Genomic DNA, 12,451 nt, shown 5'->3' on the forward strand with positions numbered 1-12,451 from the left:
GCCGTCAATTCATTGTCTTAAGCTTTTGAAGAAGGTGTATAAAAAGGTAAAAGCTATCAAACATATAGGATGAGACAGGTGTGCGATCCTGAAAATCCTCTATAGAGTAGCGATGAAAATACAAAAAAGAGGTGTGACCATGAGCAATTCCGTTGATGAAGATGCAAAAGATGCAAAGCCTATTGTCGAAGCCGATCGCGAAGCGCCTGAGGGCAAATGTCCTTTTCATGCTGGTAAGCCACCTCAGTCAAACCAGGCTCCGGGCGGCGGAACAACCAACCGCGACTGGTGGCCTAATCAACTCCGGGTTGACCTGCTGAACCAGCATTCATCCCGTTCGAACCCGCTTGATGAATCCTTCGATTACCGTAAAGAATTTGCCAAATTAGATTATTCTGCGCTGAAAGCTGACATCAAAGGGTTGCTCACCGAGTCACAAGCCTGGTGGCCTGCTGACTGGGGCAGCTATATCGGCCTGTTCATTCGTATGGCCTGGCACAGCGCCGGAACCTATCGCTCCGTGGACGGACGCGGTGGTTCGGGCCGTGGTCAGCAACGTTTCGCCCCCTTAAACTCCTGGCCAGACAACGTCAGCCTGGATAAAGCGCGCCGCTTACTGTGGCCGGTGAAACAGAAGTATGGTCAGAAGATCTCCTGGGCCGACCTCTATATTCTGGCGGGTAACGTTGCGCTGGAAAACTCAGGCTTCCGTACCTTCGGCTTTGGTGCCGGACGCGACGATGTCTGGGAACCGGATCTGGATGTGAACTGGGGCGAGGAAGCCGCCTGGCTGGAACACCGTCACCCGGAATCCCTGGCGCAGTCGCCCCTGGGCGCAACAGAAATGGGTCTGATCTATGTGAACCCGGAAGGTCCGGAACACAGCGGCGATCCTGCCTCTGCGGCCCCGGCTATTCGCGCCACTTTCGGCAACATGGGCATGAACGACGAAGAGATTGTGGCACTGATCGCAGGTGGACATACGCTGGGTAAAACCCACGGTGCCGCACCGGCCAGCCACGTTGGCGTCGATCCGGAAACCGCACCGATTGAAGCGCAGGGCCTGGGCTGGGTCAACAGCCATGGCAGCGGCGTTGGCGCGGATGCGATTACCTCCGGTCTGGAAGTGATCTGGTCTCAGACACCGACCCAGTGGAGTAACTACTTCTTCGAGAACCTGTTCAAATATGAGTGGGTTCAGACGCGCAGCCCGGCGGGTGCCATCCAGTTCGTGGCAGCTGATGCGCCGGACATTATCCCGGATGCGTTTGATTCCACTAAGAAACACAAACCGACCATGCTGGTAACCGATCTGACGCTGCGTTTTGACCCGGAATTTGAAAAAATTTCGCGTCGTTTCCACAACGATCCGCAGGCGTTCAATGAAGCCTTTGCCCGTGCCTGGTTCAAGCTGACTCACCGTGATATGGGGCCAAAGGCGCGCTACATCGGTCCGGAAGTTCCGCAGGAAGATTTGATCTGGCAGGATCCGCTGCCTGCACCGGTTTATCATCCAACCGTGGCAGATATCGCCCAGCTGAAAGAGAAGATCGCAGCATCTGGCCTCAGCGTCAGCGAGCTGGTTTCTGTTGCCTGGGCGTCGGCATCGACCTTCCGTGGCGGCGACAAACGGGGTGGTGCCAACGGTGCCCGACTGGCACTGCTGCCGCAGCGTGAGTGGGACGTCAATGCCGTCGCAGCACGTGTACTGCCAGCGCTGGAAGCCATTCAGCGCGAAGCCCACAAGGCTTCACTGGCGGATGTGATCGTGCTGGCGGGTATCGTTGGCGTTGAGCAGGCGGCGAAAGCAGCTGGCGTTTCAATCGAAGTGCCATTCACGCCGGGCCGTGTCGATGCGCGTCAGGATCAGACCGACATCGAGTCGTTTGATCTGCTGAAACCGCGTGCTGATGGCTTCCGTAACTATGGCACCGGCTTCGGCAAAACCACCACCGAAAGCCTGCTGATTGATAAAGCGCAGCAGCTGACCCTGACCGTACCGGAGTTAACGGTGCTGGTGGGCGGGATGCGTGCACTGGGTGCCAACTTTGATGGCAGCCAGCACGGCATCTTCACGCACAACGTGGGTTCGCTGAACACGGACTTCTTCGTGAATCTGCTGGATATGCGCACCGAGTGGAAAGCCACCGATTCAACCAATGAGAAATTCATTGGTCGCGATCGCGTCAGCGGCGAAACCCGTTTCACAGCCACGCGTGCCGACCTGGTGTTTGGTTCCAATGCGGTGTTACGCGCCTCGGCGGAAGTCTACGCCAGCAGCGACGCCCGTGAAAAATTCGTCAAAGACTTTGTTGCCGCCTGGACCAAAGTGATGAATCTGGATCGGTTTGAACTCTGATTGCTGTTGACGTTCTGAAATCTGAAACCCGCTGATGCCAGCGGGTTTTTTTATGGGTTTAAGCAGGGTTCTTCTGCTGATTAACGGTTCTGCATCACGTTTAAATTTCGGTCACAGCCAGTAACGTGATTCTTCGGGCAACATAATCAAGTACGACTTCCCGCTGTGATTCAGGCATATGACTTTCGGTATAGGTATTGATAATAAGCTGATGGTGAGTCACCACCCCGGAAAGCCATTTTCGTGCCAGAGCCGGGTTAATATCCATGCCCTGCGCAAGCAGGATAAAGTCTGCGCCCAGATATTCCCCATATCCTGAATTCATTCCCGGCGCGTTTCCTGCATCATTTTCTTCCCGTTCAAGCAGGGGCAAAGCTAAATACTCACCAAATGCTGCAGGGTAGGGCACCACGCTGATAAAGTCATAAACCGGGGCCAGAAAGGGAGGATTCTTTTCAGGAAGGATAATCCCGATATTGCGCAGATGAAAATCATTGTTGCCCAGCACATACGCATAAACGATGCGCAAAAAGAGGTCTCGCTTACTCTTTAAACTATTACTCACTCTGGTGTTCAGAAATTTAGCAGCTTTCTCGTAACTGATGGCTTTATTATTATCAATCCTGCCATATTTATCGCCGAGACCCATCGCGCCATCCAGCTGTTCCTGATGTAATCTGACTTTATCTGACTCTGAACGGTCATATCTTTTGATAACAAACGCCAGTTCATCTGGCCGATTTTCATCATGTCTGAATGCCATAAGCCCGAACGGGGGAACGTCAAATTTCAGACGCTGCATAACGCACATGGTGGCATGCTCGTTTTCTGCAAGGTGTGGATATTCTTCCGGAGAGGGTTTCAGAATATAGGTGCCGTCATTGCTGGCGACCACCAGCTCTCCTTTTTCCAGGCGAAGGGACAGCTTAGGCTGATAGCCTGAAATGCTCATCCCTTTCTGACGTTCGGGCAGTTCCTGAATAAACTGACTGCGCGTGAAAGGCAGGCTAAGAGCCACGTTAAGGCTACCCATCAGATGCCGGATACCTTTTGATGAGTAGCCGGTTTTCAACTCAGATTCTTTAAGCCGGTTCAAAGTGATCAGGCAGCGCTCTGTATTCATGATGTTATCTCTTTGAAGACGACGGCCCCAAGCATATCGTTACCATTTTTCATCAGTAAACCGAACAGATCGTTATCATCAATTTTTTGAATTTCAGAATAGCGCTTTCGCAGCCAGCCCTCTGGCGCTAAACCTTTAAAGAAGGGGTGCAGCTCTTCACTGAAATAGGGCTCTGCCCTTACCGGCATGCTGAGAGATATCGCACAGCCAGCATAGGCTGGCAGGTAGCAGAAAGTATAACCACTTTGCTCTTCACTCAACGTTCCTGCCAGTTTGTTGTAAAGCCACACTTCTATTTTTCGAGCCACAATTTTATACCCAGTTCTTTGAGCAAGGCATAAAGATTGATTGCCTTTGCAGAAGAAGGCCGACCAATCAGTCGTTTAAATGTTGAGAGTGATACACCGATCTGAGTCGCCATCTCTTCATAGGTGATGTTTTGTCGTTTGAGTTCACTGACCAGTAGTTGTGGCAGCGTCTGAAAAGTCAGAGCATTCAACGCCGATCGGGTGTCCGGTTCGTCTGCTTTTAGTGCCCCTTTTGCGGTTTCTGTACTTAAAGTTAATTCCGCTAATACCTCTCTCCGCTCGGACTCAGAAAGGCTTATCAGCGAATATTTAATCTCATCAAGGTTCATTTTTGACCTTTTCTGCGTTTTCAGCACGTTTTTGATACGAATAGTTCGACTATAATGCGCAAAGTGTCATTTTTGAACCATTGATTGGTTTAATTCTGAGATTTTTACATCTGGAGGGTAAATTACGCTGATAAAGGGTCATTTATGACTCTTTAAGAGGCTATTGATGCTTTTGATGAAAGGATTATGGGGTTAAGCGTCAGAAATGACCCTTTCAGCGATGGCTGAATTGGATGTTTTAACATCATTTAATAACGAAAGGACCGTTAATTTAGAGGGGCAAAAGCATTAATAAGACACAGGAATTTTATCAGAAGAAAAAAAGCAAAAAGCCCGCTCAGGTTTCCCTGAGCGGGCTTCTCGAATTTGGCTCCTCTGACTGGACTCGAACCAGTGACATACGGATTAACAGTCCGCCGTTCTACCGACTGAACTACAGAGGAATTGTTTGAACGGGGCGCATAGTAACGGCCACGCCGGGCCATGTCAAAGCTCTTTTTCATAAATTAGCGCGACTGCTGAAATAGTCGCCACTGTGGCGTTTCAGGCACTGAAAGAGCGGCCTGTGCGGCTAACGCTACGGGTAAAATATCAGATGGAAAACTGAGGTGTTTATGAGGTGTTCGGGTACGCCACAGCCCTTGTCAGAAAGCAGTGCGCGTGATTTAACCGGATAGTTTTTTATCGCCATCACAAAGTCCCGATTCTGGCTTTGTCAGCAACCAAAACGAAACGTAGATTCCATTTCAACCCTGAACAGAATCTCTGGAGTTGAAATGAACAAAGTCAGAATCGGCATGATTGGCAGCGGCTATATCGGGCGCTGTCACGCGATTGCCTATGCACAGGCTCCCACCGTTTTTGCGCTGAAAGGCGAAATCGTGCGAGAGATGCTGGCCGAAGTGAATCCTGAGCTGGCGGCCCGTCAGGCGGCGACCTTTGGTTTTGCGCGTTCTACCGGTGACTGGCGCGCGCTGGTCAGCGATCCAGCGATTGATGTGGTGGATATCTGCGCGCCTAACTTCCTGCACAAAGAGATGGCGCTGGAGGCGATCCGCCACGGCAAGCACGTCTATTCAGAAAAGCCGCTATCGCTGAGCGTGGCGGACGCGCAGGAGATGGTGGCCGCCGCCGAAGCGGCAGGGGTGAAAACCCTTGTCGGCTTTAACTATATGAAAAACCCCACCAGCCAACTGGCAAAAGAGATCATTGCCAGAGGCGAGATTGGTGACGTGGTGCATTTCTACGGCACCCACAACGAGGATTATCTCGCCAGACCGGAAACGCCGCTCGACTGGCACTGCCAGAAAGCGCTGGCAGGCCTTGGTGCATTGGGCGATCTGGCGGCGCACATCGTGAATATGGCGCACTACCTGGTGGGTGATATTGCAGAAGTCAGCGGCGATATGATGACGGTCATCACTTCACGGCCCGACCCGAAAGAGCTTGCGCGGCAGTTGCCGGTAGAAAACGAAGATCAGGCCAGCGCGCTGCTGCGCTTCCATAACGGGGCGCATGGCGTAATTGAAACCTCACGCATTGCCTGTGGCGCTAAGATGGGCCTGACCTACGTCGTCACCGGCACTAAAGGCACGCTCCGTTACACCCAGGAGCGTATGGCGGAGCTGGAGCTTTATCTGCATGACGATCCCGCCGGGCGGCAGGGTTTCAAAACTCTTCTCACCGGGCCAGCCCATCCTGATTACGCGAACTTCTGTGTTTCTGCAGGACACGGCATCGGCTTTAACGATCAGAAAACGGTGGAGATCCGCGACCTGATCAACGGCATCGCGGCGGGCGATCGCATGTGGCCCGATTTCGCAGAGGGGTTACAGGTGCAGAAGGTGCTGGAAGCGATTGCGTATTCAGCAGAGCAGCGCCGCTGGATTGAGGTGTAATGCAGAATCAGAGGCAGAGAGGCTATTGCCGCTTTTGTTGATGAATGCAGGGGAGCAGGGCGGGAACACAGGTCTCCCGCCCGGAGCCAATCAGATCAGACCGCTTTTTTCCCACCACAATTTATCCAACGCATAGAAGCGATCGCGCTGGCTCTCGGGCTGGTTAAGATCGCGCTTCCACGGCTTTGCCAGAATATAGTGCAGGTTCTTCACCTCATCACCCTGCCAGAGACCGCTGTGCTGGAATGGCAGCGTTTTTAACGCATTGTAGATATAAGAGAGCGGTTTCCAGCGATCGGCAAACACCTCATTCAGCAGATCCTGTTCAGAGAAAGGGTAGGTGCTGAGATCATCAATCGCGGCAATACGTTTTTCCAGTGCGTCGAACATCGCGTTGTCGGGTTTCAGCACCAGAAAACCGCCGTTCAGATAGTAGTCGACGCTCTCCGGGGCCTGCTCACCGCGTGCCTGCCAGGTGTAGTGACACTGCTCTGGCTGCCATTCTGGCGGATAAGAGGCAATCTGGTTCGGATTACAGCGGCAGGCGTGACAGGCGGCCAGCGGGTTATCCCCCAGATCCAGGGTAAACAGCTCGTCCATGTTTTTCAGGACCAGCATATCGGCATCCAGAAACACCACGCGCTGATAATCGGTGAGCTGCCATGCGCGCAGCTTGGTCCAGACTTCACCGAACTGCGCCGAGGCGTAATGCTGATCGAGATCGTCGCGCGGATAGAGGGGGTCAACCGGTTTAATCACGCAGCCTTCATCCTGCAGAATCTGACAGTCAGCCTCTGAAATCGCCGATGTGGTCATCACCACCAGCGGCCACTGGCTCTGGCTCTCTTTCAGCGAACGGTGCAGCGCTTTCACGCCCACCAGATAATCGGGTTGTGTTAACAGCGTTACCCAGGCAAACATAGCTTTCCTCAATCAGTCAAAAAGTGGCGTGATGTAGTCGTTACCCAGTCGGCGCTGCGGGTCAAGCTGGCTGCGCAGGGCGCGAAAGGCGTCCCACTGCGGATAGATCTCACGCCAGTTGTAGCGTTCTTCGTCGTAATACTTGCCCCAGTGCGGGCGTCCACCCTCTTCGGCGAGCAGTTTTTCCACTTCTGTCAGGAAGTGCAGTCCTTCCTGTGACAGTGAGCCATCGTCGGCGTAATAGACCACAAAGCCGAAAAAGCAGGTTGGCTGGCCTGCGGCCGGGCTGAGCCAGGCCGACGAGGCGCCGGTGCAGCGCAGGATAATCGGGTAGTGCATATGTGGGCGATTTTCGGCATACCACTGCTTGATGCGGCGAATGATGGCCGGGGTTCTTGCCAGCGGCACGCCGATTTCCACATTAATTTGCGGCACTGCAATGCCACGGCAGAAGAGTTGGTAAATGTCACCGGTAACATCGGTAAAGTCACGAAAACGGGAGACGGTACGAAACTGCTTGCCGCCTTTGCCCTGAATCTGTGTATCGCGGTGCATATGCGCCAGCGTCTGGTCGATAGTGTCGTTAAGACTTTCGTCAACCTCACCCTCATGTTCCACCACCTGACAACCCTGCGCTTCATAGCGCTGACGCTCTTCATCGCTTGCCTCATGGGCATTCCAGACATGCACCAGATTGTCATCGACAAACCACCAGGCCTTGCTCAGCGGGTAGTCGTTGTTCCAGCGCAGCAGATCCTCTTCCAGCGTATCGGCGGAGACGGCATTTTTGTGGCAGGTGAAGATGCTAAATGGTTGGGTACGCAGTGTTACTGCGGTAACAATCCCTAATGCGCCCAGGGAGACCTGCGCTGCCGGGAAGTCAGCTTCGCCACGGACAAACTCGCGCACGCTGCCATTGGCCAGTACCATCCGAATGACCAGCGCTTCATCGGCAATCGAACTCTGCTGCAAACCCTGGCCGTGTGTGCCAGTTGCCATCGCACCCGCCAGCGTCTGAATCGCAATTACGCCTGGCGATGACGCCAGCATGCGGTTCATTTCGGTCAGGCTGCGATAAACCTGCTCAAGCGGGGTCGCGCCACCAAAGGTCACACTCTGTTCATCACTGGCGAGCTGGCCGCTCAGTGCGCTGAGATCGAGCAGCACATCGTCATTACTGACATGCAGCATCCGGCCAGGTGACAGCTTGCTGCCGATTACCCTAATCTGGCCGCGTGACTCCCGGATAAGTCTCTGTAATTCCGCTTCACTGGCGGGGCGCTGAACCTGCTGACGGCTGCCAATTTGCGCGTTCTGCGCCCAGTTCCACAGCGCATCATCATCGGGTTCTATATGGGTCTGGCGAAGCGGATAGAGGCGTGCGTCTCTGCTCACAACAGCATTCCTTATTATTGCATTTTAATGACAAGTGTAACTAAGCGTAGACTATGGATAAGCGGAGCCCGGCTGGCGGGCATTTATTTGCGGATATAACGTAACGTTGCGGTGACAGCGAGCTGACGATTGCGGCGAATACTCTCTTCTTCGCTGTTGTCAGGGCTGAAAAGGGCGTTGAAGGTATAGCGGTTTGAAACGTGGTGAACACAAATACTGCTGATCAGGCGATGGACATCGATGGTCTGCACCTCAGCAGTGAACACGCCCTGTTGCTGGCCGCGTGCCAGGATGTCATCCAGCAGATCCAGCGCGCTGCGGTTTAGCGCTTTGATCTGCGGCGACTGGGTGATGTAGCGACCACGCAGCAGGTTCTCACTGCATACCAGCCGGATAAAATCGGGATGCTCGACGTGGTAATCAAAACTGGCTTCAACCAGCCGCGTCATGGCCAGTTCCGGCTCCATCGCCGCCAGGTTCAGGCCCGTTTCATGCTGACGTATCTGCTGATACACCTGCTCCAGCACCTCAATGTAAAGCTGCTCTTTACTGCCGAAGTGATAGACCACCATCCGTTTCGTGGTCTGCGCATGCTCAGCAATCTGCTCAAGCCTGGCTCCCTGCATACCAAACTCAGCAAAGGCTTTCAGTGCGCCTGCAATAATGCGTTTCTTCAGCCCTTCAGGGTCATTTTTACGTTTTGTTAGTTCTGACATGGTGCTCAATAAGGTGATTTTGACCGGGGAATGTTAGCACAGTGTTGAGAGGCTGCCCGCAACTGCGGGCGCGGCAAATGCGGCAACCTGGCACACTCCGGACGATTGCAGGTATAATCCCGGACATGATTTCACAGGTTCAGAGACGACAATGACAAAACTCACCTTGCAAGAGCAGATGCTGAAAGCGGGATTAGTATCCAGCAAGAAAATGGACAAGGTTCAGCGGACCGCCAAAAAATCCAGGGTTCAGGCACGCGAAGCCAGAGCGGCAGTGGAAGATAACAAAAAAGCACAGCTTGAGCGTGATAAGCAGCTGAACGAGCAGCAGAAGCTGGCTGTGCTGTCGAAAGAGTACAAAGCACAGGTCAAGCAGCTGATCGAAATGAACAAAATCGCCGTAGAGAGAGGCAACATCAGCTTCAACTTCACCGACAATAATCTGATTAAAAAGATCATGGTGGATAAGCCGACGCAGACTCAGCTAATCAATGGCCGTCTTGCTATTGCCCGCCTGGCGGCTGACGCGAACGGTGAGAACCAGTACGCCATCATCCCGGCCAGCGTGGCGGATAAAATTGCCCAGCGTGATGCCAGTGCGATCGTATTAAACAGCGCATTAAGCGAAGAAGCACAGGACGAAGATGATCCGTATGCTGATTTCAAAGTGCCAGATGATTTGATGTGGTAATGACGCGCTGACGCATTCAGAACGGGCTGGCGGCAGAGAGTTGCATCACCTCACCGCTGACGGGATGAACAAACGTCAGCCCGCTGGCGTGCAGCATCAGTCTCTCTGCCTGCTTAGCGCCAGGCGGTAACAGCCCGCCGTAAAGATCACAGCCCAGAATCGGGTGCCCCAGCTGCTGACAGTGAATGCGCAGCTGATGGGTGCGTCCGGTCTCTGGTGTCAGTTCAACCCGGGTAACCGGCAACGCCTCTCCCTCTTTCCCCTCATAATAACCGCGTTCCATGACCCGGTAGCGTGATCGCGCGGGTTTGCCCTGAATCGCGCATATCACCATGCGGGGAAACTGCGCCGGATCTTTGGCTATCGCGGCATCAATAACGCCTTCGTCATCGGCAAGGTGTCCGCACAGCAATGCCTGATAAGTTTTGCCAACACTGCGCTGGCTGAACTGCTGACAAAGTGCGGCATTAATCGCCTTGTTGCGAGCGACGACCATCAGCCCGGAGGTGCCAAAATCGAGCCGATGAACCAGCGTGCAGCCAGGAAAGAGTTTTACCAGCCGATGATGTACAGAATCGAGGTTTTGTGGATTTTTGCCGGACAGGCTTAGCAAGCCGCTGGGTTTATTGATCACCAGCAGATGTTCGTCCTGAAAGAGGAGGGTGATCTCATCAAAGCAGGGCGGGGCGATAAACGTATCGATAATGGCAGACATCGGGTATCCGGCAGGTAAAGGTCAACGGATCATAACCGATTGCCCGGTCACTGACGACGCCGGGCTAAATCATAAGCGCTTATTCTTCTGTGACTGTTTCACCATTTTGCGTGAAGAGCGACTGGCTGGTCTGATGCGTTCCGAATCCACCATGGGCAGCAAATACCGAGCATACCGTCGCGGCTAACAATGTGAGAAGAACAGAGAGTTTCATGGTGGCATCCCGTGCTGATAAGACCAGCCAGTCTGGCAGGGTGAACGGCAGAGACAAACAGAACAATCCGGAAAAAAACATTTAGTACATTCGATCAGGAGGTTGCGCGATTTTCAGTGATTAATTCGGGCAGTTCTCGCTTTTACGACTACAGTCTCTGGTGAGGTTGTCATCAATTCGTACTAATGGAGGATTTTCTGTGTTACTTCAAAACGACGAGAAAGGCCACGTCATTATTGGCGAAGCGGCACTAAGCCTTGCCCTGGGTGAGAAAGAAATCAGTATCGCATCACTTTTTACCCAACTGGGTTTTATGGCGAAATCTGAACGCAACGCGGATCGGCTGACGAAAATCTCCGAAGCCAGAAGCTGGCTGAGCAGTTTTACGTCACCAGCGGTTGCCCAACAGCAGGTGCCGTACCTGCGAACGCTTGCAGGCCTGAACGAAGAACTGAACCAGCAATAATTGAACTGACGCCAGTGGACGTAGTCCGGCTCCGGCCGGAAAACGACGAAGCAGACGACCTCAACGGTTGCGCGAGAGCGTATACCGGCCGGAGAAATTATCAGGGACGATATTTCCTCCAGCCAGCCTCCGGGACAGGGACATGGCTCTCAGACCACCTCTCTTTTTTGCCTCCTCCACAGACATTCTGCAATAAACGAGCTCCCTGAAAGGCCAAAAAATCGGGTGTTATCTCAGCGGGATCGATTGAAGATTCAGGCAAAGCGACTTAAGCGATAGTACCGCTGTTCCCGATCATGATTGCGTTTTCGCTGCTGATCATCCTGCAGGGGCGCTCAATATCAGCGATGATCATGGTGTTCATGATCTCGCCGCTGGGGCTGGGTTCATCTCCTGCTGAGGTAGTAAGAGAAACGGGGAGCACAAAAGGCTCCCCATTGTCATCGTTATGCTGTTAACCATAAAGCGCGGCTTTTCCCACTGAGGAGAACAGCTGCATTTTGTGCATCACGACTTTTTTTACCTCTTCCATTGGCCTGATATAGAGGACATTGGGTTCATGACTTCCTGACTTCAGCCCCGCTTCCAGGGCAACAAAGAACGCTTTCTTGATGTCGCTGGAGATGTTGATTTTAGCTACGCCATACAGGATAGACTCTGCAACTTCAGCATCCTTGTTGCCTGAACCGCCATGTAATACTAACGGGATAGAGATTAACTGCCTGATAGTTTTCAGCCGTTCAATATCAAGTTGGGGTTGTTTTCCCGGTGGGTACAGCCCGTGCGAGGTACCAATCGCGATGGCCAACGAATCGACGCCCGTTTCGTTGACAAACTGCAGTGCCTGCTGAGGATCGGTATAAAGGATCTCTGCATGTCCGCCTTCGCCACTCCCTTCGGCAACGCCGATGGTGCCCAGTTCTGCCTCAACGGAAATGCCGGCAGCATGAGCAATTTCCGTAATGCGACGGGTGACGGCGATATTGTCAGCCAGTGAAAGGGCCGATGCATCGATCATCACAGACGTATAACCCGTCTGAATGGCGCGCATCACCTGTGCCAGGGTCTGCCCATGATCCAGATGAATAACCACCGGCACCGTTGCCCTTAAGGCAAGCTCACGAAGATAACCGATAAACGCGTCACCAATAAAGGCGTGCTCTTCAGGGTGAACTTCCAGAATCACAGGAGAACGCAGCGCTTCCGCGACATCAATAACGACCCGGGCGAACTCTGCCGACGCGATATTAAATGCACCCACACCAAACTGATGTTTCTGTGCAACGGCCAGGACCTCTTTCATATTCATCAACATC

The 12,451-nt window shown here is 53.1% G+C and carries 13 protein-coding genes, 1 tRNA gene and 1 pseudogene; 5 read left to right on the plus strand and 10 right to left on the minus strand.

Annotation, left to right across the window (positions count from 1 at the left end; genetic code table 11):
- Positions 1-139 precede the first annotated feature (139 nt).
- A complete protein-coding gene (gene katG / locus AC2LB6_RS12015) occupies positions 140-2,359 on the plus strand; it encodes a catalase/peroxidase HPI (protein WP_490093674.1) in 2,220 nt (739 codons plus the stop codon).
- A 100-nt stretch (positions 2,360-2,459) separates the two neighbouring features.
- Here katG and AC2LB6_RS12020 read toward each other — a convergent pair whose 3' ends face one another.
- From AC2LB6_RS12020 to AC2LB6_RS12035, 4 genes are all read right to left on the minus strand, one after another.
- On the minus strand, positions 2,460-3,482 hold the full coding sequence (locus AC2LB6_RS12020) for a type II toxin-antitoxin system HipA family toxin (RefSeq protein WP_490093675.1): 1,023 nt from the start codon (positions 3,480-3,482) through the stop codon (positions 2,460-2,462).
- A complete protein-coding gene (locus AC2LB6_RS12025; protein WP_490093676.1) occupies positions 3,479-3,790 on the minus strand; it encodes a HipA N-terminal domain-containing protein in 312 nt (103 codons plus the stop codon). The genes AC2LB6_RS12020 and AC2LB6_RS12025 overlap by 4 nt, the downstream gene beginning before the upstream one ends.
- Positions 3,775-4,119, minus strand: coding sequence for an XRE family transcriptional regulator (locus tag AC2LB6_RS12030; RefSeq protein WP_490093677.1), 345 nt, complete (start codon positions 4,117-4,119; stop codon positions 3,775-3,777). Before AC2LB6_RS12030 ends, AC2LB6_RS12025 begins: the two co-directional genes overlap by 16 nt.
- A 367-nt stretch (positions 4,120-4,486) precedes the next feature.
- A tRNA-Asn gene (locus tag AC2LB6_RS12035) sits at positions 4,487-4,562 on the minus strand.
- Between the two features lie 333 nt (positions 4,563-4,895).
- On the opposite strand from AC2LB6_RS12035, the gene AC2LB6_RS12040 reads away from it, so the two are divergent.
- Positions 4,896-6,017 carry a Gfo/Idh/MocA family protein gene (locus tag AC2LB6_RS12040; RefSeq protein ID WP_490093678.1) on the plus strand — a complete coding sequence of 374 codons (1,122 nt, stop codon included), beginning with the start codon at positions 4,896-4,898 and terminating at the stop codon, positions 6,015-6,017.
- 90 nt (positions 6,018-6,107) lie between these two features.
- Here AC2LB6_RS12040 and AC2LB6_RS12045 read toward each other — a convergent pair whose 3' ends face one another.
- The 3 genes from AC2LB6_RS12045 to AC2LB6_RS12055 form a co-directional block, all read right to left on the minus strand.
- Positions 6,108-6,938 carry a glycosyltransferase family 8 protein gene (locus tag AC2LB6_RS12045; RefSeq protein WP_490093679.1) on the minus strand — a complete coding sequence of 277 codons (831 nt, stop codon included), beginning with the start codon at positions 6,936-6,938 and terminating at the stop codon, positions 6,108-6,110.
- A 12-nt stretch (positions 6,939-6,950) separates the two neighbouring features.
- On the minus strand, positions 6,951-8,333 hold the full coding sequence (locus AC2LB6_RS12050) for a D-arabinono-1,4-lactone oxidase (RefSeq protein WP_490093680.1): 1,383 nt from the start codon (positions 8,331-8,333) through the stop codon (positions 6,951-6,953).
- An 83-nt stretch (positions 8,334-8,416) separates the two neighbouring features.
- Positions 8,417-9,049, minus strand: coding sequence for a TetR/AcrR family transcriptional regulator (locus tag AC2LB6_RS12055; protein ID WP_490093681.1), 633 nt, complete (start codon positions 9,047-9,049; stop codon positions 8,417-8,419).
- 151 nt (positions 9,050-9,200) lie between these two features.
- Here AC2LB6_RS12055 and AC2LB6_RS12060 point away from each other — a divergent pair, with 151 nt between their 5' ends.
- Positions 9,201-9,740, plus strand: coding sequence for a DUF2058 domain-containing protein (locus tag AC2LB6_RS12060; RefSeq protein ID WP_419138565.1), 540 nt, complete (start codon positions 9,201-9,203; stop codon positions 9,738-9,740).
- 16 nt (positions 9,741-9,756) lie between these two features.
- Here the strand turns inward: AC2LB6_RS12060 and AC2LB6_RS12065 are convergent, their stop codons facing one another.
- Complete coding sequence (locus AC2LB6_RS12065) at positions 9,757-10,455, minus strand: RluA family pseudouridine synthase (protein WP_490093682.1); 699 nt, start codon at positions 10,453-10,455, stop codon at positions 9,757-9,759.
- A 79-nt stretch (positions 10,456-10,534) separates the two neighbouring features.
- Positions 10,535-10,669 carry a hypothetical protein gene (locus AC2LB6_RS12070; RefSeq protein ID WP_490093683.1) on the minus strand — a complete coding sequence of 45 codons (135 nt, stop codon included), beginning with the start codon at positions 10,667-10,669 and terminating at the stop codon, positions 10,535-10,537.
- A gap of 199 nt (positions 10,670-10,868) precedes the next feature.
- Here AC2LB6_RS12070 and AC2LB6_RS12075 point away from each other — a divergent pair, with 199 nt between their 5' ends.
- Positions 10,869-11,135: a hypothetical protein gene (locus AC2LB6_RS12075; RefSeq protein WP_490093684.1), complete on the plus strand. Its 267-nt coding sequence runs from the start codon at positions 10,869-10,871 to the stop codon at positions 11,133-11,135.
- A gap of 233 nt (positions 11,136-11,368) precedes the next feature.
- Positions 11,369-11,518 (plus strand): annotated as a pseudogene (locus AC2LB6_RS12080) (hypothetical protein); the annotation flags it as partial.
- A 71-nt stretch (positions 11,519-11,589) separates the two neighbouring features.
- On the opposite strand, the gene AC2LB6_RS12085 reads toward AC2LB6_RS12080, so the two are convergent.
- The gene (locus tag AC2LB6_RS12085) at positions 11,590-12,450 is read right to left on the minus strand and encodes a ketose-bisphosphate aldolase (RefSeq protein ID WP_490093704.1); all 861 of its coding nucleotides are present in this window, start codon (positions 12,448-12,450) and stop codon (positions 11,590-11,592) included.
- Between the last annotated feature and the right edge of the window lies 1 nt (position 12,451).

Source organism: Pantoea sp. RCC30.1, from assembly GCF_058148845.1.

Bases quoted from the DNA above. Each gene is read 5' to 3' on its own strand.
- AC2LB6_RS12085 (WP_490093704.1), bottom strand. From the start codon at position 12,450: ATGTTGATGAATATGAAAGAGGTCCTGGCCGTTGCACAGAAACATCAG.
- AC2LB6_RS12070 (WP_490093683.1), bottom strand. From the start codon at position 10,669: ATGAAACTCTCTGTTCTTCTCACATTGTTAGCCGCGACGGTATGCTCG.
- AC2LB6_RS12045 (WP_490093679.1), bottom strand. From the start codon at position 6,938: ATGTTTGCCTGGGTAACGCTGTTAACACAACCCGATTATCTGGTGGGC.
- AC2LB6_RS12030 (WP_490093677.1), bottom strand. From the start codon at position 4,119: ATGAACCTTGATGAGATTAAATATTCGCTGATAAGCCTTTCTGAGTCC.
- AC2LB6_RS12060 (WP_419138565.1), top strand. From the start codon at position 9,201: ATGACAAAACTCACCTTGCAAGAGCAGATGCTGAAAGCGGGATTAGTA.
- AC2LB6_RS12040 (WP_490093678.1), top strand. From the start codon at position 4,896: ATGAACAAAGTCAGAATCGGCATGATTGGCAGCGGCTATATCGGGCGC.
- katG (WP_490093674.1), top strand. From the start codon at position 140: ATGAGCAATTCCGTTGATGAAGATGCAAAAGATGCAAAGCCTATTGTC.
- AC2LB6_RS12020 (WP_490093675.1), bottom strand. From the start codon at position 3,482: ATGAATACAGAGCGCTGCCTGATCACTTTGAACCGGCTTAAAGAATCT.
- AC2LB6_RS12055 (WP_490093681.1), bottom strand. From the start codon at position 9,049: ATGTCAGAACTAACAAAACGTAAAAATGACCCTGAAGGGCTGAAGAAA.
- AC2LB6_RS12065 (WP_490093682.1), bottom strand. From the start codon at position 10,455: ATGTCTGCCATTATCGATACGTTTATCGCCCCGCCCTGCTTTGATGAG.